General features: G+C 40.4%; 19 protein-coding genes. 14 read left to right on the top strand and 5 right to left on the bottom strand.

Going from position 1 to position 18272, the window contains the following annotated elements; all coding sequences use genetic code 11:
- Nucleotides 1-64: 64 nt before the first annotated feature.
- The 4 genes from GSQ74_RS18840 to GSQ74_RS18825 are packed head-to-tail and all read left to right on the top strand — an operon-like array spanning nt 65 to nt 3897.
- Nucleotides 65-1738 carry a DNA polymerase/3'-5' exonuclease PolX gene (locus GSQ74_RS18840; protein WP_158995761.1) on the top strand — a complete coding sequence of 558 codons (1674 nt, stop codon included), beginning with the start codon at nt 65-67 and terminating at the stop codon, nt 1736-1738.
- 43 nt (nt 1739-1781) lie between these two features.
- Entirely contained in the window at nt 1782-2387 is a 606-nt protein-coding gene (locus GSQ74_RS18835) for a DUF4254 domain-containing protein (protein ID WP_158995760.1), read from the top strand.
- Nucleotides 2387-3424, top strand: coding sequence for a glycosyltransferase family 9 protein (locus tag GSQ74_RS18830; RefSeq protein ID WP_254060923.1), 1038 nt, complete (start codon nt 2387-2389; stop codon nt 3422-3424). Before GSQ74_RS18835 ends, GSQ74_RS18830 begins: the two co-directional genes overlap by 1 nt.
- Complete coding sequence (locus GSQ74_RS18825) at nt 3421-3897, top strand: histidine phosphatase family protein (protein ID WP_158995759.1); 477 nt, start codon at nt 3421-3423, stop codon at nt 3895-3897. The genes GSQ74_RS18830 and GSQ74_RS18825 overlap by 4 nt, the downstream gene beginning before the upstream one ends.
- A 92-nt stretch (nt 3898-3989) precedes the next feature.
- Here the strand turns inward: GSQ74_RS18825 and dprA are convergent, their stop codons facing one another.
- Entirely contained in the window at nt 3990-5090 is a 1101-nt protein-coding gene (gene dprA / locus GSQ74_RS18820; RefSeq protein WP_158995758.1) for a DNA-processing protein DprA, read from the bottom strand.
- Between the two features lie 125 nt (nt 5091-5215).
- Between dprA and GSQ74_RS18815 the strand changes: the two genes are divergently transcribed.
- Together GSQ74_RS18815 and GSQ74_RS18810 are read left to right on the top strand one after the other, a co-directional pair.
- Nucleotides 5216-5593 carry a BlaI/MecI/CopY family transcriptional regulator gene (locus GSQ74_RS18815; RefSeq protein WP_158995757.1) on the top strand — a complete coding sequence of 126 codons (378 nt, stop codon included), beginning with the start codon at nt 5216-5218 and terminating at the stop codon, nt 5591-5593.
- Entirely contained in the window at nt 5590-7023 is a 1434-nt protein-coding gene (locus GSQ74_RS18810) for a M56 family metallopeptidase (RefSeq protein WP_158995756.1), read from the top strand. The genes GSQ74_RS18815 and GSQ74_RS18810 overlap by 4 nt, the downstream gene beginning before the upstream one ends.
- A gap of 191 nt (nt 7024-7214) precedes the next feature.
- Here GSQ74_RS18810 and rsmG read toward each other — a convergent pair whose 3' ends face one another.
- The 3 genes from rsmG to GSQ74_RS18795 are packed head-to-tail and all read right to left on the bottom strand — an operon-like array spanning nt 7215 to nt 9545.
- On the bottom strand, nt 7215-7841 hold the full coding sequence (gene rsmG / locus GSQ74_RS18805; protein ID WP_158995755.1) for a 16S rRNA (guanine(527)-N(7))-methyltransferase RsmG: 627 nt from the start codon (nt 7839-7841) through the stop codon (nt 7215-7217).
- Entirely contained in the window at nt 7831-8436 is a 606-nt protein-coding gene (locus tag GSQ74_RS18800) for an RNA polymerase sigma factor (protein WP_158995754.1), read from the bottom strand. The genes rsmG and GSQ74_RS18800 overlap by 11 nt, the downstream gene beginning before the upstream one ends.
- A complete protein-coding gene (locus GSQ74_RS18795) occupies nt 8427-9545 on the bottom strand; it encodes a glycosyltransferase (RefSeq protein WP_254060922.1) in 1119 nt (372 codons plus the stop codon). The genes GSQ74_RS18800 and GSQ74_RS18795 overlap by 10 nt, the downstream gene beginning before the upstream one ends.
- Before the next feature lie 676 nt (nt 9546-10221).
- Here GSQ74_RS18795 and tgt point away from each other — a divergent pair.
- From tgt to GSQ74_RS18770, 5 genes are all read left to right on the top strand, one after another.
- Complete coding sequence (gene tgt / locus GSQ74_RS18790; protein ID WP_158995753.1) at nt 10222-11352, top strand: tRNA guanosine(34) transglycosylase Tgt; 1131 nt, start codon at nt 10222-10224, stop codon at nt 11350-11352.
- An 87-nt stretch (nt 11353-11439) separates the two neighbouring features.
- Nucleotides 11440-12546, top strand: coding sequence for an LptF/LptG family permease (locus GSQ74_RS18785; protein WP_158995752.1), 1107 nt, complete (start codon nt 11440-11442; stop codon nt 12544-12546).
- Nucleotides 12546-13448, top strand: coding sequence for a DMT family transporter (locus GSQ74_RS18780; protein WP_158995751.1), 903 nt, complete (start codon nt 12546-12548; stop codon nt 13446-13448). The genes GSQ74_RS18785 and GSQ74_RS18780 overlap by 1 nt, the downstream gene beginning before the upstream one ends.
- A gap of 851 nt (nt 13449-14299) precedes the next feature.
- Nucleotides 14300-14578 (top strand): LapA family protein, encoded by a 279-nt coding sequence (locus GSQ74_RS18775; RefSeq protein WP_158995750.1) that lies wholly within the window; start codon nt 14300-14302, stop codon nt 14576-14578.
- A 4-nt stretch (nt 14579-14582) separates the two neighbouring features.
- Nucleotides 14583-15470, top strand: coding sequence for an NAD(P)-dependent oxidoreductase (locus GSQ74_RS18770; RefSeq protein WP_158995749.1), 888 nt, complete (start codon nt 14583-14585; stop codon nt 15468-15470).
- Between the two features lie 72 nt (nt 15471-15542).
- Here the strand turns inward: GSQ74_RS18770 and ispE are convergent, their stop codons facing one another.
- Nucleotides 15543-16346 carry a 4-(cytidine 5'-diphospho)-2-C-methyl-D-erythritol kinase gene (ispE, locus tag GSQ74_RS18765; RefSeq protein WP_158996489.1) on the bottom strand — a complete coding sequence of 268 codons (804 nt, stop codon included), beginning with the start codon at nt 16344-16346 and terminating at the stop codon, nt 15543-15545.
- A gap of 150 nt (nt 16347-16496) precedes the next feature.
- On the opposite strand from ispE, the gene GSQ74_RS18760 reads away from it, so the two are divergent.
- Genes GSQ74_RS18760 through GSQ74_RS18750 form a run of 3 tightly spaced genes read left to right on the top strand, consistent with a single transcriptional unit; the run spans nt 16497 to nt 18222 of the window.
- Complete coding sequence (locus GSQ74_RS18760; protein WP_158995748.1) at nt 16497-17291, top strand: thymidylate synthase; 795 nt, start codon at nt 16497-16499, stop codon at nt 17289-17291.
- Nucleotides 17292-17325: 34 nt separating this feature from the next.
- Nucleotides 17326-17703 (top strand): four helix bundle protein, encoded by a 378-nt coding sequence (locus GSQ74_RS18755; RefSeq protein WP_158995747.1) that lies wholly within the window; start codon nt 17326-17328, stop codon nt 17701-17703.
- Nucleotides 17704-17739: 36 nt separating this feature from the next.
- Nucleotides 17740-18222, top strand: a complete 483-nt coding sequence (locus GSQ74_RS18750) for a dihydrofolate reductase (protein ID WP_158995746.1) — start codon at nt 17740-17742, stop codon at nt 18220-18222.
- Nucleotides 18223-18272: the final 50 nt, after the last annotated feature.

Genomic DNA, 18272 nt, shown 5'->3' with positions numbered 1-18272 from the left:
CAAAATATATTTAGAAAAGCTGCTTTTACGAGCGGCTTTTTTTATTTTTACGGTTACAATTCTCATGGAAAATAAACCAATAGCCCGCAGACTTCGCCTTTTATCACGACTCATGGAACTGCATGAGGTTAATCCGTTTAAAATAAAATCGGTAGCTAATGCGGCGTTTAAGGTTGATAAACTACCCTTTGCTGTAGCCGGAAAAACACTGGCCGAACTGGAAAAAGTTGAAGGCATTGGCAAAAGTACCGCCGCTAAGATCCATGAATTAGTAGAAACCGGTACTATGACCGAACTGGAAGACCTGTTAGCAGATACCCCGGAAGGGGTTGTGGAGATGATGGGCATAAAAGGTATCGGCCCCAAAAAAGTAGCTGTAATATGGAAAGACCTAGGTATTGAAAACACCGGGGAATTATACTATGCCTGTAATGAGAACCGTTTGATTGAGGCTAAGGGTTTCGGGTTAAAAACGCAGGAAGAAATCAGGAAGGCTATTGACTTCAGGATGGCCAGCAATGGTAAATTCCTGTATGCGCAGATAGCACAGGAAGCTAACGACCTGATGGATGAAATTAAAACCGTTTTTGTTGGTGCATTGGTAGAGTTTGCAGGCGAATATCGCAGGCTTTGTGAAATAATAAGCGAACTGGTTATTGTTTTAGGCAGCAGGGATCAGCAATTGGCGTTTGATAGCTTCTCAGCATCCAATATATTACAAAATATAAACCTGAATGGTAATCATATAAACGGTGAACTGGCGAACGGTTTACTGGTTGATATTGTATGTGTTGAGAAACGGGATTTTTATAAAGAGCTTTTCCTGCAAACAGGAAGCGAGGAGCATATTACAGCAGTTTTAGAAAGAACTACCGGCGAAATTGATCAGCCGACGAGTGAGGAACTCGTTTATACGAAAGCGGGGTTGGAATTTATGAAGCCTGAGTTACGTGAGGGTGATACATTTATTGAAAAGGCTGAGAATAATATGCTCCCTCAGCTGATTAGCTATAATGACCTTAAAGGAACTTTGCACAACCATAGTACATGGAGTGATGGCGTAAATACCATTGAGGAGATGGCATTATATTGTCGGGATACTTTAAAATTGGAGTATCTGGGCATGTGCGATCATAGCAAAAGTGCATTCTACGCCAAAGGGTTGAGCATTGAGCGGGTGTTGCAGCAACAGGAAGAGATAGATCATCTGAATAAAAAGCTCGATGGTTTTAAGATATTTAAAGGTATAGAGTCGGATATTTTGAACGATGGCTCGCTGGATTATCCCGATGAGATATTGAAAAAATTTGATTTTATAGTGGCATCTGTACACTCCAACCTAAAAATGGATGAGGAAAAAGCTACCGCGAGAATTATTAAGGCTGTTGAAAATCCATATACTACCATTTTAGGGCACCCAACCGGGAGGTTATTGTTGAGTCGTAAAGGCTATCCTATCAATTACAAAAAAGTAATAGATGCCTGCGCGGCAAATAATGTGATTATTGAGATAAACGCCAACCCATTACGCCTTGATCTGGATTGGCGCTGGCACCAATACGCGCTTGAAAAAGGCGTTTGGCTATCCGTAAATCCTGATGCTCACCGCAATGAGGGCTTTTTAGATATGCATTTTGGAGTATTGGTGGCCCGCAAAGGTGGCTTATCAAAAGACAAGTGTTTAAATGCGCTATCGCTCCCGGCGATAATACAGGTTTTTGAAAAGAAAAGAGGCTAAATCCGGAAGCGGCAGAATAAAATAAACCATTACCTTTGCAACTATGATTAGTGCGCAATGCAACCGTATTTTTGAGCAGGTAGTTTCTGATTATCATCAGTACAACGAGATTTTCAAGGTAATTGATTCCTCATATGCTACCGGTACAATAGACCACATTTTATATACCAAATGCTGGATTGATACCGCCCAATGGCATATGGAAGATGAGATACGTAACCCAAATATCGATTCATCTGAAGTGATAAAATGGAAACGCAGTATTGATAAATCCAACCAAGACCGCACGGATATTGTAGAAGTGATAGACTCGTACTTTCACGATAAGTTCAAGGATATTGTAGCGTTGCCAACGGCAAAGATCAATACTGAGAGCCCTGCCTGGGCTATTGACAGGCTATCTATTTTAGCGCTGAAGGTTTACCATATGCAGGAAGAAAGCATCCGCAGTGATGCCAGCGAATACCATTTATTGCAATGCAGCGAGAAGCTATCGGTGTTGTTACAGCAGCAGGTTGACCTATCATTAGCTATTGATGAGCTATTGGAAGACATTGAAAAGGGTGAGAAATACATGAAGGTATACCGCCAAATGAAGATGTATAACGACCCCAATTTGAACCCGGTTTTGTACAATAACAAGAAATAATGCCGGGGCCGAAGCATATACTGGTGTCGCGTTTCTCGTCGATGGGCGATGTGGCGATGACAGTACCTGTTGTAAAAGCACTTTTGGATCAAAACCCTGATATTGAAATCACCTATGTATCTAGGCCGCAGTTTGCGGGTTTCTTTAAAAACATCCCTCGTTTAACATATTTTCCTGCCAACTTAGATAAGGAATTTAAAGGATTTGGTGGGATAATAAAGCTATACAATCAGCTTAAAAAGCAAGGAAAATTTACCGGTTTTGCTGATTTGCATGGTAGTTTGCGGACTAAAGTATTGCGCAGATTATTCAGGCTTGCAGGTGTGTCTTATGCCTATATTAATAAAGGCAGGGAAGAAAAAAAGCTACTGACACGTTTTCCAAACAAGGTGCTTAAACCCTTAAAGCGTACTACTGAACGTTATGCGGATGTATTTCGAGAGCTTGGTTTTTCGTTATCGCTGAACTATGAATTGGTTAAGGACTTGAGGCCTTTAACAGAAGATATTCCTAAAATCATCGGCAATAAAACTAAAACATGGATTGGGATAAGTCCGTTTGCTAAGCATACCGGGAAAATCTTTCCGTTGGAAAAGATGGAAGATGTAATCAGTGAATTGAAGAAACAGGATGTTACTGTTTTTTTGTTCGGCGGATCGGATTCGGAGTTGGCAATTTGTAATGAGTGGGCGGGGAAATATGAGCATGTTATTTCGGTTGTAAGGCAATTGAATATTGAACAGGAGCTTGCACTCATCAGTCAGCTTGATGTGATGTTGAGTATGGATTCAGCGGGAATGCATATGGCTTCGCTTGTGGGTACACCAGCAGTTTCTATATGGGGCGCAACACATCATTATGCGGGATTCCTGGGTTATGGGCAATCAGAAGATGATATTGTGGCTGATAGTATTGAATGCAGGCCGTGTTCTGTATATGGCGATAAACCTTGTTTCAGAGGGGATTATGCTTGTTTACATCGCATCGAAACAAAAACAGTGATTGAGCACTTAAGTAAGTATACCACAAAGCCATGAAGAGATTATTGCTGATACGCCATGCGAAAGCCGAACATGAAAACAAGTATTCAGATTTTGAACGACCTCTGACAGAAAAAGGTATGGAGGATGCTACTATAATGGCCCAACGGCTTGTTGCTGAAGACATTAAACCAGCACTAATTATAGCCAGCCCCGCCCTGCGTACGCATACTACCGCCAACATATTTTCGGAGCATCTTTTAAGTCACGAGATTGAAACGGATAAAAAGATATATGATGCCAGTGAGAATACTTTGCTGCATATTATCAACCACTTACCTGAGGATCGTGATTTTGTGGCGATAGTTGGCCATAACCCTGGAATCAGTCAGATATTGTATTATTTAACCGGTAAAATTAAAGATGTACCTACCTGCGCAGTCGCTTTAATTGAGTTTGACGAGGAAGAATGGCAAGCACTAAGTATGGAAATGGGCGAGTTAACTTATTATGACGAACCCAACCGCTAACCGTTGATTTTATTGATTACGCGGATTGCGTTGATTAATTTTCTTTTTAATATCAATCAACGAAATCCGCGTAATCACATAAATCAACTGTCTTAGTTCACTAAATACGTTTTTCCGGGTAGCGATCGGATATAGCCTTGCATCTCCATATTGAGTAAAGTCATTGCTAACTGGCTCATCGGGATATTGGCTTTTATGGTCAGATCATCAATCGCTAAAGGGGATTTATGCTGGCGGATGAGGTCAAAAATCATCAATTCCTCTGTCGATAAATCTATGGGTAAGGTTAATTGCTGGTCTAAACCTGATGAATTCTCTGCTTTTTCCCATCCTAAACTGTTGGCCAAATCAGCTGGATTGGTCAAAATAGCTGCTTTGTTATGGCGGATCAGGAAATTACAACCTTCGGAAAATTCATCGCCTACCCTGCCAGGGAATGTAAATACATCACGATTATAGGAGTTAGCGATTTCCGCGGTAATTAATGCACCACCTTTTACACTTGCTTCAATAACAACAGTAGCATCGGCCATACCGGCAACTATGCGGTTACGCTGCGGGAAGTTTTCCCTGTCGGGGATAGTGCCTGAGGGATATTCTGTTAATAAGCCGCCATTTTCTATCATCTTTTCAGCGATTATCCGGTTTTGGCTGGGGTATAATTTATCAAGACCATGCGCCAGTACCCCTATTGTCGGCACATTCAATTTAACACATTCTTTATGGGCGCAAACATCAATACCATAGGCTAAACCACTTACAATTAATACGTTGTATGGCTGCAATTCCTCTACAAGCTGCTGGCATAGTTGTTTACCATATTCGGTGGCGTTGCGGGTACCAACTACGCTAATGATACGCTGGTTGTTTAAATCGGCATTCCCTTTGGAGAATAGTAAAACCGGTGAGTCATTACAGATCTTCAGTCGTTTTGGATAGCGTGGATCGGTATAAAAAATCACATCTATACCATTTTTCTCTATAAATTTCAGTTCTGCTTCGGCTTGTCGCATGGCATCATCCAGGTTGAGTAGTTCGAATGTTTTTGGGCCGATACCGGGCACGCCCAGCAATTTACCTTTCGGTACGGTGAATATTCGTTCGGCACTACCAAAATGGCTAATCATTGATTTTGCTATTGTTGGGCCAACATTTTTTAAATAAGTAAGGGCAACCTGGTGAAGTATAGACATAAGGAATAAGTACCCCTAAAATAGAAAATCCTATCTATTTAACAGTAAAAAATAAAAAACTATAAAAATAGTTTGTAAACTATAAATATAGTTAATACCTTTATTAAACTATAAAGATAGTTTACATGAAAATAAAAGAGCTTACTAAAGCAGAAGAGCAAGTAATGCAGATACTTTGGCAACTAAATGAGGCTATTGTAAAAGATATAATTGAGCAAATACCCGAACCGAAACCGGCATATAACACGGTATCAACCGTGGTAAGGGTATTGGAGGGTAAGGGATTTGCGGATCATAAAGCCTACGGGAATTCGCACGTATACTTCCCTATCATCAGCGAAGCGGAGTATAAAAAATTCACTTTTGATAAAATGATGAATAGCTATTTCAACAACTCCTACAAAAGCCTGGTATCGTTTATTGCCGATGAAAAGAAGCTGGATATAAATGAACTGGATGAATTAACCAAGCTAATTGATAACCTTAAAATCAAAAACAAATGAACTGGCTGCATTATTTACTAGAGGCAAATTTATACCTGGCTGTATTTTATGCCCTATACTACCTGTTTTTAAGGAACGATACCCATTACGCGTTGAGCCGAATTTACTTGTTGGCAACCTCCGTAATTTCCTTTGTTATTCCTTTGCTGCAACTGGGATTTTTGAAATCTGCTGAGCCAAAACCAATAGCTATTACCCTAATCCCTTTGCCGCAGTCTGCCGTAATTCATTATACTAATGCGCCTGTTGAAGTTGTTCATTTTACCTGGCAAGACGGGTTAATTGGGGCCTATTTTTTAGGTGTTGCTGTATTGCTTATTATATTTTCGATAAAAATTTATCAATTATTTAAGTTGACGAGAGCGTCAAATGCTGAGACAGATGCTTCTTATAAATTGATCTATGTTGATGATTCAAACACCGCTTTTTCCTTTTTCAACTTTCTTTTTATCGGCACAAAAGCAAGCGGAGCTGATACTATTATTCAGCACGAGTTGGTACATATCCGGCAAAAACACTCAGTCGACATTATTTTTATTGAGCTTCTGAAAATTGTTAACTGGTTTAATCCGTTCATCTACCTACTTCAGGCCAGCTTAAAAGCCTTACATGAATATATCGCCGATGAGCAAACCGCTACGGAAGGAAACGATGTAATAGCCTACTCTACATTCCTGGTTAACAATGCTTACGGGCTTGGCGGATCATCAATTACGCATTCATTTTTCAATTATAACCTATTAAAAAAGAGGATCATTATGTTAAACCAACAACGTTCGGGTAATTTAGCAAGGCTAAAATACCTGCTGGCTATCCCGGTTTGCGCCGGTTTGCTTTGCGCATCAACACTGGCTTTTAGTAAAAGTTATGGTTTGGTAGATATTGCCCCGGCAATGAAAACCGACACACCTAAACATGTACATTTTATGGCCAACAATAATGTTATTAATTACAATTATACCTATACAACCACTAAAGGATATCATGTGGTCGAAGCTATCCACAATAGCAATGGTGGCGGTGGTATATCTAAAAAGGTAATTATAACTGATAAAGACGGCAGTAAACACACTTATTATGATGAAAAAATTTCAACTGATGAGCGTAAAATGTTGCTTGACAAATACGGTTATAAATTTCCAAGCGGAAAACTGATGAATGTAAAACTTTTGCCCCCGCCTCCTCCTGTGCCAACTCCACCGGGAAAAAACATCAAGCTTGCACCGCCGCCACCGCCTGCTCCTGTGCAACCTAAAGCAGAAAACCGTCCGCATGCGCCATCGCTATTGAAAAATTTTACGCTTGTGCGTCCTGGTGCAAATAAACTACCGCCCCCGCCACCAACCGTTGCGCCCATTAAAACGACAAAGCTTCTGCTGGCCTGGCCGTCAATCCCCGGTTTCTTCACAAAATCAGAAAAAGGCTGTTAGCCAGGGTGACTTCCTGACTTTGTCAGAATTCTACTTCCTTTGTTAGTGTCCTCACTAACAAACCACACCTTCTCAATTTGTTAGTGAGGACACTAACAAAGGAAAAAAAGTAATATATCACTAATGCGCAAAGTTGTGTAATTTATGCTAGCAGGAAACTAACATACAAGTAAAATAAGCAGATAAAACGACTAAGCTTTTACGTAGATAACCTGCTTGGTTTCGAAAAACTCCTCCTCGAAGTAATTTTTGAGGTGATATTGCTGAACGGCTAAACCCGATTCGGCAATTTCTTCTTCAAGATCTCCCCCTTTTAAATAAAGGATACCGTTAGGTAATGTATTTTTTGATTGATTACTGAATTTTCCTTTTACCCAAGGATAAAATTCCTTTAACCTTGTAACCGCGCGCGATACTACAAAATCGAATTTCTCATCAACTTGCTCGGCCCGTAAATGCTCCGCTTTAAGGTTTTGGAGGCCAAGCGCTGAGGCTACTTCCTTAACTACCTTTATTTTTTTGCCGATAGAATCGACCAAAAAAAACTGTGTTTCGGGAAATAAAATAGCCAATGGTATACCGGGGAAACCACCGCCGGTACCTACATCAAGCACATTTTCGCCAGGCAAAAAGTTCATCACTTTAGCAATACCAAGTGAATGCAGTATGTGGCGTTCATAAAGCTGGTCAATATCCTTCCGCGAAATAACGTTGATCTGATTATTCCAAAAGTTGTACAACCCGGGCAATTGCTCAAACTGCTGCTGTTGCTGCGGGGTAATATCGGGGAAATATTTTAGGAGAATATTAGATGTCATCCCTATTTAAACGATTAAGGATGTTTCCTAATAAATAACGAGCCCTGAATAATTGCGCTTTCACGGTGCCCAAAGGCAAGTCAAGCTGCTGGGCGATCTCCTCGTAAGATAATTCATCAAAGTATCTCAGTGTGATCAGGTTGCGGTAACGTAACGGTAAGTTTTCTATCAATAATTTTAACTCTTCAGTTTGTTGTTTTTTGATAGATGTTTCTTCCGGATTGAGCACATCAGCTTTAATCTGCAAAGTTTTATCCTCGCCATCATCATCCATCATACCATGTATGGAGGTTGTGTTAAGCTTCTTTTTACGGATAAAATCGATACAATTGTTAGTAGCCACGCGGAAAAGCCAGGTACTAAAGGCATAATCCGGTTGGTATTTTTCCAGCTTTTCAAAGGCTTTGGCAAAGGTTTCAACAGTAAGGTCCATAGCGTCCTCCTTGTTGTTAACCATTTTTAATACCATAAAATAGATAGAATCTTTGTAGCGATGCATCAGGTCGGCATAGGCTTTTTGGTTGCCTTCGCGCGCCTTCACCACCAGGTGAAAATCATTCTTCGCGTTCTCGGTAAAGTTTGCGTTTATTTCCATTGGGTGGTCTTAATAAAAGTGGCTAGTAGTCCGAATGTGTTTATATATATGTAATAACAAAAATCAAGCACGGGCAAGTACCACAGTAAATCATTGGATTCCAGCTTCTTAAAAGTTTTGCTATAAATCACTATTTGCAGTATCAGCCTGAATATAAATACCCCCAAAACAAGCATGGGCTCGAAGCTAAATATAAGGCATATAATCAGTAAAACATAAAACAAATAGCCGCTAATCGCATCAATACTCAGCATTCTGCGGTGCTCATTTTTGTAATATTTACCTACCCCAAAGTGGCGTCTTTTTTGTTTATACCATGATGACAAGGTGCTTTTGGCATCGGTATAAGTAAAGGCTTCGGGGTGTAATTCAATCGTTGTATTATCTTCTGTGGCGTGTTGATTCACAAATAAATCATCATCACCGGCTATCAAATGCATGTGCGAAGCGAAACCTTTGGCACTAAAAAATAGGGACTTGGTATAAGCTAAATTACGCCCAACGCCCATGTAAGGATTGCCATTTAGCGCGGCTGAGAAATAATTAATAGCAGCTTTCACAGCTTCAAACCTGATAAGAGAGTTCAAAAAAGCCTTACGCTTATTATAAGGTGCGTAACCTAAAACAATTTGCGCGGATGGGCTAAAATTCGCGGCCATGCGGGTTATCCAGTTAGCCGACCCGGGCATACAATCAGCATCGGTAAATAACAAATGCTCATTTTTTGCAGCCTTAATACCGAGGGTTAATGCAAACTTTTTACCGGTTTTAAAACGATCATGCTCGGTAATAGTAACCACTTTCAAATGGGGATATTTCTCCTGAAAAACCTCTAATACGGTATCGGATGAATCGTGAGAGCAGTCGTTTATTACCACAACCTCGTAGTCGGGATAATTCTGCTCCAGGATAAATGGCAGGTAATGTTGTAGGTTTTTCGCCTCGTTTCGGGCACTGATAATTACCGAAACGGGGATAGTTACGGGCAGCAAATCCTCCAGCGGTTTATACCCGGCAAGCCTACTATAATTGTTAACCAGATAATACAGCTGAATAATAAAACAGAACTGAAAAAGCAGAAATAAGGCTTCCTTTATATACGTTTCCAAACAATGATACAATAAGCAACAAATTTGTTAAAAATCAGTGGATTTATAGTGTTTATAAGTGGGTTAAGTTTCCACAATTGGAGGATTGTATGAACCGTGGTTAAACGGATTGGGGGATTTGCTTGATTTTAGCTTTTTTTCAATTGGTTTATAATGAGCATTGTACTGATGCCGCTCGTATAATTACTCACCCGGTCTTTGCTTCGCTCGACCACCCTCTCTCCGGCAAGCCGGAAAGAGGGTAAAAAAAGTCCCTCCTAATTTACTAGTATTGGATTAAAGCTTATAAGAGAACGGAAAATGCGATATGATTTTATCAGCGGGAATGCCCTTATTACTAGTTAGAGAATAGTTGATTGAAGCATAATTTTTGGTACATCTTAGATCAAAAAAATGGTAAAAACGAGTAAAAAATGGCCAAGAATGAACGAAAAACAGTCATTTTTGAGTGTTTTTGGGTCGAAAATCTGCTGTTTTTGGGATAAAATACGGGTAATTTGACATGTAAAACCGCCCTTTTTAGTACTATTTTGGACATTTTTTGGCCTAAAAGTGTACCAACTGTACCAGGTGTTTCATGCGTACCATGGTACAGTACGACCCAATATGCCCGGCGTACATCCACAAATTTGCACATTCGCACATCCTGATAAATTTGTTAATTTTGCATACTTACATGAAATTTAATTTAACAGCCCAGGATCCGCATTCAAAAGCCCGCGCGGGTGAGATCACTACCGATCACGGAACCATACAAACACCTATTTTTATGCCTGTTGGTACCGCAGGTACCGTAAAAGCCGTTCATCAGCACGAGCTAAAGAACGATATTAAGGCGCAAATTATATTAGGAAACACCTATCATTTATACTTAAGACCAGGACTTAATACCATTGAGCAAGCCGGTGGTCTGCATAAATTTAATGGCTGGGATGGCCCTATTTTAACCGATAGCGGCGGCTACCAGGTGTATTCGCTCACCGAAGTACGTAAAATAAAGGAGGAAGGCGTTACTTTTCGCTCGCATATTGATGGCTCAAAACACTTGTTTACACCTGAGAATGTGATGGATATACAACGCACCATTGGCGCGGACATTATCATGGCATTTGATGAATGCACGCCCTACCCTTGCGACTATAACTACGCCAAACGCTCTATAGAAATGACCCATCGCTGGCTTAAACGCTGCTGTGATAGGTTTGACAGCACTGAACCTAAATACGGTTATAGTCAGACTTTTTTTCCTATAGTACAGGGCTCGGTTTATAAAGATTTGAGGGTGAGATCGGCAGAAGTTATCGCTTCATTTGAGCGTGAGGGCAATGCTATAGGCGGACTTTCAGTGGGTGAACCCGCTGAAGAAATGTACGCCATGACAGAAATTGTGTGCAATATATTACCGGAGCAAAAACCACGTTATTTGATGGGTGTAGGCACACCTATAAATATTTTAGAGAATATTGCGTTAGGTATTGATATGTTTGACTGCGTAATGCCTACCCGCAATGCCCGCAATGGCATGTTGTTTACCAAAAACGGCATTATCAATATTAAAAACGAGAAGTGGAAGAACGATTTTTCGCCAATTGAAGCTGATAGTGACCTGTTTGCAGATAAAGCATATACAAAAGCTTATTTAAGGCACCTGATACATAGCGGCGAAATGCTTGGCGCGCAAATAGCTACCTTACACAACCTACACTTTTACCTGTGGCTGGTGCAGGAAGCACGTGAAAAGATAATAAGCGGCGAGTTTTACAACTGGAAGCAGGTAATGGTAAAAAGGTTGGGCGAAAGGTTGTAGCCCCCCACCCAACCCTCCCCGGTAGGGAGGGCTATTAAAAAAATCACAATAAAGTCTCCCCTACCGGGGGAGATTTAGAGGGGGTTTATGAAGGAATTATATAACAGATACGTTAAAGTTATTGATAGATATATCATCAATAAATACCTGGGTACATTCGTGTTTACCCTGGGTATGTTTATAGTAATATCTGTTGTGTTTGATATATCTGAACACCTTGATAATTTTCTTTCCAAACACGCTACCTTATACCAAATAGCGTTCCAATATTACGCCGGGTTTATACCATTTTACATCAACATGTTATCACCCCTTATTAACTTTTTGGCGGTAATTTTCTTTACCGCGAAGATGGCTAACCAAACAGAAATCGTTCCGATACTGAGTGGAAAAGCCAGTTTTAATCGTTTTTTAAGGCCCTATTTTATTGCCGCTACACTCATATTTATCGTATCATTTTTTGCCAATGTTTACCTTATTCCTTATACCAATAAGTTAAAAATTGACTTTGAAAACTCACACGGATTCAACGGCGACCAGGACCCTACCAAGAGCCAGGTGCATTTAAAATTAGATGCTCATACCTTCGTTTACCTGGAATCATACCAACAGGATGTACATACCGGGTACACCTTTATTATGGAAAAATTCAATGGTGATGAGCTTAGAGAAAAGCTTTATGCCCCAACCATTGTATATGATTCTGTTAAAAGAAAGTGGGATATGAACAACTGTACCATACGTTACGTGAACGGTTTACATGAGCGCCAATTAACGGGCGTAACTAAAGATACGACACTGGATATGATACCAAGCGACTTTAATGTATTACATGACGATAGCTATGATGCAATGAGTTTAAAGACATTAAACATAGCCATAGCCAAAGAAAAAATACGCGGATCTGGGGTTTTAAATAACATGCTGTATCAAAAATACAGGCGTTTTATTTATCCTTTTTCAACGTTCGTATTGATGCTTATTGGCGTCGCATTATCATCACAAAAGGTGCGTGGTGGTATAGGTTTACCGTTGGGCATAGGTATAATATTGTGTTTTTCGTTTATTATAGTAGATAAATTCGCCTTTGTTTTTGCCGAAAAAGGCACTATGTCGTCACTAATGGCGGCATTCATACCTAACATACTATTTGGCTTATTAGGCTTATATTTGCTGTATAAAGCGCCTAAATAATGCCCGAAAATGTTACCACTACAGGTATAGATAAAAACCTTTTAATACTTCATTTTACTGTTTTCATCTGGGGATTTACCAGTATTCTGGGTAAATTAATCACCATAGAGGCTGTACAACTGGTGTGGTATAGGGTTGTAATAGCCGCTATTTCATTGTTTTTATATTTCAAATTCAACAAAAATACCATCAAAGTTGATAGAAGCACGTTGTTAAAACTGATGTTCACGGGTGCACTGGTAGGCGGCCACTGGATATTATTTTTCGCTGCTATCAAGGTTTCTACCGTCTCGGTAACATTAGTTTGCCTGTCATCCATTACACTTTTCACCGCCATATTTGAGCCAATAATTAATAAAAACCGCATCTCCAAACTCGAGATAATAGCTGGTATTTTTATTGTTGTTGGGATATTACTAATATTTAAATTTGAAACACAATACACTAAGGGCATTATATTAGGTTTACTTAGCGCTATATGCGCAAGCCTTTTCTCTATCATAAACGCGCGGCAGGTAAAGCAAATAGAAGCACCTGTTATTGCTTTTTACGAGCTTTCAGGTGCCTTTGTATGGATCACAGTGTACCTGTTTTTCACTCACGGATTCGGTCAGGGTATGGTTTTGCAGAACTCAGATATAGGCTATTTATTGATCCTTGGCACCATATGCACCTCACTTGCCTACGTTGCCGGGGTATCAGTAATGAAAGAATTTTCGGCATTCAAGGTAGCGCTTATCACCAACCTCGAACCGGTATATGGCATCATCCTGGCCTTTATTTTTTTTGGCGAATTGCATAAATTAAAGCCTGGTTTCTGGCTTGGCGCAATGGTAATTTTGTCTACTATCTTTCTTTATCCTGTAGCCCAAAAGCAAATCACAAAACGCAAGGCACGTTAATTCCTATCTTTCCTGCATTAATTTTCCGGCTCTAAATCCTTCCACTTATTTAATAATGTATGCGGACCCCCTAATAGGGGATAAGAAATCCGTATACATCCGGCGCATTTTAAGCGTCCCTAAGCGCTTCATTTCACTAGCATAGGTTTATAACCATCCCACTCAAAACAATCGATTCAAGGTCAATTATAAAAAAAAGTTAGTGTATCGAAATCCAATAGCACTAACAGCTTTATTTTTAGCTAAATCAGGCTAAATTTCCATTAAAAAAAAATAAACAAAATACAAAAAGTCTAATACCTAAATAACATATAACACTTAAAATCAGTATATATACAAACTACAATGAAATAAAATATTGAACAAAAATAACATATCGTAAAAATCAAATTACTATTATTTTTAGCAAACGCCATTCAAATTACTATTTATATATAATAAAATACTAATAATCAACATTTTAAATAATATAAATTAAAGTTTAAGTACACATCATAGAATTTGACCAAACCAATCAACCAAAGTGTATTGAAATCAAATAATGAAGAAATGGTTAAATTGACGGCATGGAGAAAAAAATCTATACAAACAAAAAATGGATTCAAATTCGATCATTTTTTTTCAAATCAGTTTTTGGAATTCCACTCGTTCAATTACTATTCAGCCGACCACCGCCATCTATCAGTCAATATCACCAATCGACATTTTGCAACAATGACGCCTCATTAATCAAAAGGAGAATTATTTAACAGGATTATTTTTCAGGAAAAGAGCAGGCTTGATTAAAAAAACACATTTTTAAAACACCATTAAAAAAGCGGATATTGTAAATAATAGAACATCAAAAAATCATGAGAATAAAAACCATCGTTGTAATCCTTATCACGGTAATGCTCACCATTGTGTTGATGCAAAATACCGAGCCTGTAACCTTTTCATTTTTGTGGGCAACTTTCCGAATGTCAAAACTGGTTATGATGGCCGCCGTCGGTGTCGTCGCGTTTATTTTAGGCGTTTTAGTCGGCAGGCCTTCACGGGTAAAAAAACTGGGCGGAACTTTTATTGAAGGCGAACATCAACGCGAAGACCCTAATACACTAAGCGACGAGGACAAGGAATATATAAACTAACATCATGGAAAAGAAAATAGGATTTATCGGACTTGGTAATATGGGCATGCCCATGGCAAAAAACCTGATAGAAGCGGGTTATCATTTACAGGTTTACAACCGCACTACATCAAAGGCGGAGGAGCTGAACGCGTCATCTATCACCATTTGCAAAACACCGGCGCAAGCTGCCGACGGTGTAAAAATATTGATCACCATGCTTTCGGAAGATGAAGTGCTTAAAGAGACCGTTAGCGGCGAGAATGGCATTTTAACAACCTTCACAGCTGGTGCGGTGCATATCTCTACGAGCACCATCGCCCCAGATACCTCTGAGGAGCTCTATAAGCTTCACAAAAATTCCGGCAGCACTTATGTCGCCTCGCCCGTATTTGGCCGCCCTGACGCAGCCGCAGCGAGGAAATTATTTATCTGCATCTCCGGCGATCTGGAAGCCAAAGAAATTGCCAAACCAGTTTTGGAATGCCTAGGCCAGCGCATCATTGATTTCGGCGAAAAAGTAAGCGGCGCCAACGTGGTTAAAGTAGCGGGTAATTTCATGATCACCGCATCAATGGAGATGATGGCAGAGGCCTACACCCTTGCCGAAAAAAACGGCTTAGATCGTGCGCAGGTGGCCGACTTTTTTGGCACTACACTTTTCAGCGCGCCGATCTTTCAGAACTATGGCAGGCTCATCGCTAACAAACAGTTTCAACCTGTAGGCTTCAAAACCAAACTGGGTTTTAAAGACGCCCGCCTTACCCTCAAAATTGCGCAGGCAAGCCTCACCCCTATGCCAACCGCAATGTTGGTTCATAACAGGCTTCAATCAGCAGTAGCCAAAGGTTGGGGCGAGAGTGATTGGGTGGAAGGCGTATCCCGCGGCGTTAGTGAGGATGCGGGCGTTTGATTTTAGATTTACGATTTCGGATTTAAATTTCACAAATCCGAAATCGTAATTCTCAATTCCGAAATCAAAAATCTAAATATCATAAAACACCTGGTTCTCATCTTCCAGGTGCGACAGGTCGGGTGTATTTTCAAATATCCCAAAAACGGATGCTCCGCTCCCGCTCATGCTGGCGAACAATGCGCCAGCTTCGTAAAGAGCAGCCTTCACGCCGCGTATCATAATATGGTTTTTAAATATCGATTCCTCGAAATCATTTTTGATATGCTTTCTCCACTGGGCAACCGGCAGGTCTATCAATTCATACAAAGTGGTTTTAATGGGCGAAGGTTTCACCCCACGATAAGCTTCAGCCGTCGACACCTGCGTAGGTGGCATCACCAGTACGATTTTATATTTCGACAGATCGAGTTTGATCGATTCAAATTCATCGCCCAGCTCAAAAGCAAACACAGGCTTGCTCTCAACAAAAAAAGCGCAATCAGCACCAAGCTTGCGGGCGTAGTCCTGTATTTGGTCAACACTCAATTTTAAATCAAATTGCTGATTCATCAGTTTAATAAAAAATGCAGCGTCACTTGATCCGCCGCCCAGCCCTGCGCCTATCGGGATATTTTTATGCAGATGGATTTTTACCGGCGATATATTATGATCCTTTTTCAGCAAGTGGTAAGCCTTGATGCAAAGGTTATCCCCCAACCTACCCGGTATCTCCAAACCTGACGATTCAAAGCTCAACTCATCAGCCGGGATGATCTCGAGCACATCGTTTATCTTTACCGGGTAAAAAACAGTTTCAAGGTTATGATAGCCATCGGCGCGGCGTTCAATCACATTCAAGCCGATATTTATTTTAGCGTTCGGGAAAATTACCATACAAAAGATTAACAACGGCATGTATTTTTGCACATCCGTAGGATGGTAAAATTAGAATATTTTTATTTGTATAGGATAATAAGTGGGCGAGGTATTTAAAGATGCTTATCATAATCACTCATTCACCCAATCACTCATTCACTCAATAACATGAAACAATACCTGGATTTAATGCGCCATGTGATGGATACCGGCACGCAAAAACATGATCGCACCGGAACGGGGACGATAAGCGTATTCGGATACCAAATGCGGTTTAACCTACAAGACGGCTTCCCATTGGTAACCACCAAAAAGCTGCACCTTAAATCCATCATACATGAGCTCATATGGTTTTTAAGCGGTGATACCAATATTGCTTACCTAAAAGAAAACGGCGTGCGCATATGGGACGAATGGGCGGATGCTGACGGCAACCTCGGCCCGGTATATGGTTACCAATGGCGGTCGTGGCCTACACCCGATGGCGGCCACATCGATCAGATTAGCCAGGTGGTAAACCAAATCAAAAACAATCCTGATTCCCGCCGCATGATCGTATCGGCATGGAACGTTGCCGATGTTAACCAGATGGCGCTCCCCCCTTGCCACAGCCTGTTCCAGTTTTATGTGCTCGATGGTAAATTGTCATGTCAGCTATATCAGCGCAGTGCCGATATATTTTTGGGCGTACCTTTCAACATCGCGTCCTACGCATTACTTACTATGATGATGACCCAGGTATGTGGCCTGCAGTACGGCGATTTCATCCATACATTCGGCGATGCACACATCTACAACAACCATCTTGAACAAGCCAAGCTGCAATTAAGTCGCGATCCAAGGCCATTACCCACCATGAAGATCAATCCGGATGTTAAGGATATATTCTCCTTCAAATACGAAGATTTCACTTTGGAAAGTTATGACCCACATCCGCACATAAAGGGTATTGTCGCGATTTGATTTAATCATTGTGTCATTAGGTCATTGAGTCATTATGAGCAATCGTATAGAAGATTTAGAGATTTACAATTTGTCTGAAACTTTCTCTAATACAATTTGGGATTTAGTATTGTCTTGGGATTATTTCGCAAAAGATACTATCGGAAAACAACTGGTTCGGTCCGCGGACTCGATAGGTGCGAACATTGCAGAAGGTTTTGGAAGATACCATTATAAAGAAAACAAAAACTTCTGCTACTTTAGCAGAGGCTCGATTATTGAAACCAAAAGCTGGTTAAAAAAAGCACAAACAAGAAATCTAATCGAGGACGACATTTACCAAGTGTTAATTCAACAATTAGAAACTATTCATCACAAGTTAAATATTTACATAAAATACATTGGCAAGGCAAGCATTGGAATGACCCAATGACCCAATGACCCAATGACCCAATGACCCAATGACCCAATGACAGTATCCATCATAGTCGCCATAGGCGAGAACCACGCCATCGGTAAAAACAACCAACTGTTATGGCATATGCCTAACGACCTTAAACATTTTAAGGACATCACCTCAGGCCGGACCATCATTATGGGGCGCAAAACTTTTGATTCTGTTGGCAAGCCGCTGCCACGCCGCAGAAACATAGTGGTAACACGCCAGGACATTACTATTCCCGGCTGCGAGGTGGTTAAATCTATCGAAGATGGATTAGCTTTGTGCAAAGGCGAAGATGAGGTATTCATTGGTGGTGGTGCCGAGATATACAAACTAGCAATGCATCTTACCGATCGCATATACCTTACCATAATCCACAAAAGCTTTGATGCTGACACATTCTTCCCTGAGATAGACAAATCGGAATGGAAAGAAGTTAAACGGGAAGACTTCGAACCGGACGAGAAAAACCCGCTTCCGTATTCATTCATTACATTAGAACGGCTGTAACATTTTTTGTCATTTTTTTGTTTTAATTTAAAATTCCTTGATAGCGAAAT

Origin of the sequence: Mucilaginibacter sp. L196 (assembly GCF_009765905.1) — a bacterium.
Taxonomy (GTDB): domain Bacteria; phylum Bacteroidota; class Bacteroidia; order Sphingobacteriales; family Sphingobacteriaceae; genus Mucilaginibacter.
Note: the sequence above shows the minus strand (reverse complement) of the source record. Positions and strands in the feature narration are given on the sequence as shown.